Annotated in this window: 2 protein-coding genes; both read left to right on the forward strand. The window is 66.2% G+C overall.

Annotated features, from left to right (window positions below; all coding sequences use genetic code 11):
- The coding region (locus AC1DY5_RS46705; protein ID WP_478121181.1) for a response regulator at nucleotides 1-1,234 on the forward strand (1,234 nt) is incomplete at its 5' end.
- A complete protein-coding gene (locus AC1DY5_RS46710) occupies nucleotides 1,219-3,438 on the forward strand; it encodes a response regulator (protein WP_478121182.1) in 2,220 nt (739 codons plus the stop codon). The genes AC1DY5_RS46705 and AC1DY5_RS46710, both read left to right, overlap by 16 nt.
- The last annotated feature ends 256 nt before the right edge of the window (nucleotides 3,439-3,694 follow it).

The following is a 3,694-nucleotide window of genomic DNA, read 5'->3' on the forward strand; positions in this document are numbered from 1 at the left end:
GCATGCGCTGAACGTGGCCGGCGACGACCGCGACGCGCTGCTGCCCGGTGACAAGGTGGCGCTGATCGTCGAGAACGACCTGGCGTTCGCGAAGGTCCTGTTGCAAGCCGCGCGTCGCGCCGGCTTCAAGGCGCTGGTGAGTTCGAGCGGCGCGGTGGCGCTGGCGCTGACCCGCGACCACCGCCCGGCCCTGATCACGCTGGACATCCACCTGCCCGACATGCAAGGCTGGCGCATCCTGGAGCGCCTCAAGGCAGACCTGACGACGCGGCACATCCCGGTCTGCGTGGTGTCGACCGACGATTCGCGCGAGCGCGCACTGAACTCCGGTGCCGTGGGATTCCTTGCCAAGCCCTTGCAGTCGATGGACCAGGTGGACGAGGCCATGGGGCAACTGCACAGCTTCGTATCGAGAAGCCCGCGGACGCTGCTCGTGGGCATGCGCGCATCCGGAGCGCGTGCGAAGCTGCTGGAGGCCTTCGCGGGTGCCGAGGTCGAGATATCGGTGGCTGAGTCGGGGGAGGCCGTCGCCGGCGAGATCGCACGGCGCCCGGTGGACTGCTTCGTCACCGACGGCTCCGTCCCGGGATTCGGCCCCTCGGACCTGGCTGAGGCGCTGGAGGAACGAGCTCCCGTCCATCAGCTTCCCGTGATCGTCTACGGACCCCCCGACGACCAGGTCGTCGCTGGCGCGCCACTGACGGCATGGACGCGGAGTCTCGACGGCTCCGCCTGGCGCAGCGCCAGCAGCCTGAATGGCTTGATCGACAGCTGTGCTTTCTTCCTGCATCGCGGCTTCGCCTTAATGTCGGAGCAGGAACGCCGTGCGGTCGAGGCCGCCAGCGATGCCGCCTCTTCGCTGGCGGGCCGGAAGGTGCTGATCGTGGATGACGACATGCGCAACATCTTTGCGCTGGCGACCGTGCTCGATCAACAGGGCATGGTCATCGTCTCGGCGGAGAACGGACGCGACGCGATCCGACTGGTGCAGGAGGACGAGGACATCGACATCGTGCTGATGGACATCATGATGCCCGAGATGGACGGCATGCAGACCATGCGGGAGCTGCGCAAGCTGCCCCGCGGCAAGCCGCTGCCGCTGGTGGCGGTCACGGCCAAGGCCATGAAGGGCGATCGCGAGAAGTGCATCGAGGCGGGGGCCTGGGACTACCTGTCGAAACCGGTCGACGCGGCCTATCTGCTGGTGGTCCTGCGGGGATGGCTGTGCCACTAGCAGCGCCGAACGGCCCGCCCCCGAAGGATGAACCGCCTGTCGGCGAGCGCGCCAATATCCTGATCGTCGATGACCTGCCCGAGAAGCTGCTGGTGTTCCGGACGGTGCTCGAAGAGCTCGGTCAGAACCTCGTGACGGTGCGCTCGGGGGCGGACGCGCTGCGCGAGATCCTCCATCGCGAGTTCGCCGTGATCATGCTCGATGTGAACATGCCCGGGATGGATGGCTTCGAGACCGCCACGCTGATCCGACAGCACCGGCGCAGTGCCCACACCCCGATCATCTTCATCACCTCGTACGCGGACGAGATCCAGACAGCCCGCGGTTACTCGCTGGGTGCGGTCGACTACATCCTCTCGCCGGTCGTGCCGGAGATCCTTCGCAGCAAGGTCGGCGTCTTCGTGTCGCTTTATCTGATGAAGCGCCAGGTCGAGCGGCAGGTAGATGCGCGCGCGGCAATGATGGCGGCCGAAGCCGCACGCCGCATGGCCGAGGAGAACGATCGGCGTTCCGCCTTTCTCGCGGCTGCCAGTCAGGCGCTCAGCCGCTCGTTGGACATCGAGGTGGCGATGCGCGAGCTGGTGGCTGTGCTGGTGCCGGCACGCGCCGCCGCGGCGCTGGTCTGGATCGCGGATCCGGAACTCGGTCGAGGATCGTTCGCCATCGCGGCGCGGCCCCCGGGCGACGATCCTCCCGCGGTCGCGATCGGGACCGAACTGGCAGCGGATGCCGAGGTCATGGTTGCCTTGCAGGAGGCGACGGCACTTCGTGGCATCGCCACGGTGGCAAGGAGGGCGGCTCCGGGGCTGAGCGCCGGAGCGCTGGGGCATCCGCACGGTGAGCTCGGCGGACCGGCCTTGGAATCCATCGCCGCCGTCCCGCTTCGCTTTGGGGAGCGCGTGCTGGGTGCCCTGCTGGTGGCTTCACCCGAAGACGGCGCCTGGATGCACGAAGCCGACCTGAACCTCCTGCAGGAAGTCGCGACACGGGCAAGCGCGGCGTTCGAGAATGCGCGGCTCTATCGCAACCTCCAGCGGGAGATCGTGGAGCGGCAGGCGGCGCAACAGGAGTTGCAGCAGGCAAGCCAGCGGAAGGACGAATTTCTCGCCATGCTCTCCCACGAACTGCGCAATCCGCTGGCCTCCGTCCATACGGCGATCGAAGTCATTCGGCGGGTGGCGGACAAGCATCCCAAGGTGGGGTGGGCGCTGGATCTGGCGAGCCGCCAGCTTCGCCAGATCACGCGTCTCATGGAAGAGCTGCTGGACGTTACGCGCATCAGTCAGGGGAAGATCACGCTCAAATGTGAATCGGTCGACCTCCGGGTCGTCGTTGCGCACAGCATCGAGACCGTGCATCCGCTGCTCGAGAGCCGGCGCCAGAGGCTCGAGGTAGAGATGCCGGAAGCGCCGATCTGGTTGCATGCCGATGGCGCGCGGCTCACGCAGGTCATCGCCAACCTGCTTCACAATGCCGCGAAATACAGTCCGGAAGCCACTGCCATCGAATTGCGTGTGGCATTCGACGACCAGAACATCGAAGTCAAGGTCAGGGACGAAGGCATGGGGATCGATGATGAGCTCCTTCCACGCATTTTCGATCTGTTCGCCCAGGGCAAGCGAGGACTTGATCGGTCGCAAGGGGGCCTGGGTGTCGGACTGACATTGGCACGACGGCTGGCCGAGATGCATGGAGGCCGTATCGAGGTGCACAGCGGCGGCCGCGATCTCGGGTCGGAGTTCCGGGTGACCCTGCCTCGAGGGACGACTGCGCGTTCAAGCACGCCCACCCTGTCTGGCTCGGCTGTGGAGAAGCCGCTTCGACCCGAATCAATTCTTGTGGTCGACGACAACGTCGACGCCGCGCAGGCGTTGGCGACGATGCTGGAGATGGAGGGACACGCGGTGCGGACCGCGGGCGATGGCGAAGAGGCCTTGGCGGTTGCAGCGGAGTTCCGACCCGAGGTCGTGCTGTTGGACATCGGGCTGCCGCGCCTGGATGGCTACGAGGTCGCCCGCCGACTTCGTGCCAGTGGGGAAGACGGCGTTCTCCTGATCGCACTCACGGGGTACGGACAGCACGAGGATCGCGAGGCCGCGTTGGATGCAGGCTTCGACTGCCATTTCGTGAAGCCCGTCGAAGCGGGCAGTCTCCTGGCAAGCATCCGCGCTTGGCGAAGCCGTGCGGCAGGGACCGTCGAATGATCGAGTGGCGGCGCACCTGAAACGTCGGGCTACTCCTACTCGCGGCGCCCTTGGAAGTCGCGAGCATTTGGGCTCCTCAGTGGGGAAGCCAAAACACTGCTCCCGCATGATCAAAGTCCGCAAAGGCCAAGCGCCGGGTCAACTCCAACGCGCCGTGTTCCACGAGCCCTTCATGACGTCGTTCGTGGATCCGGCCGTCGCATCGGAAAGCGAGGCACTCGCCAGGCTCGAGGACATCGCGTGGAAAGCCTACAAG

The organism is Variovorax sp. P4_D9, from assembly GCF_056401695.1.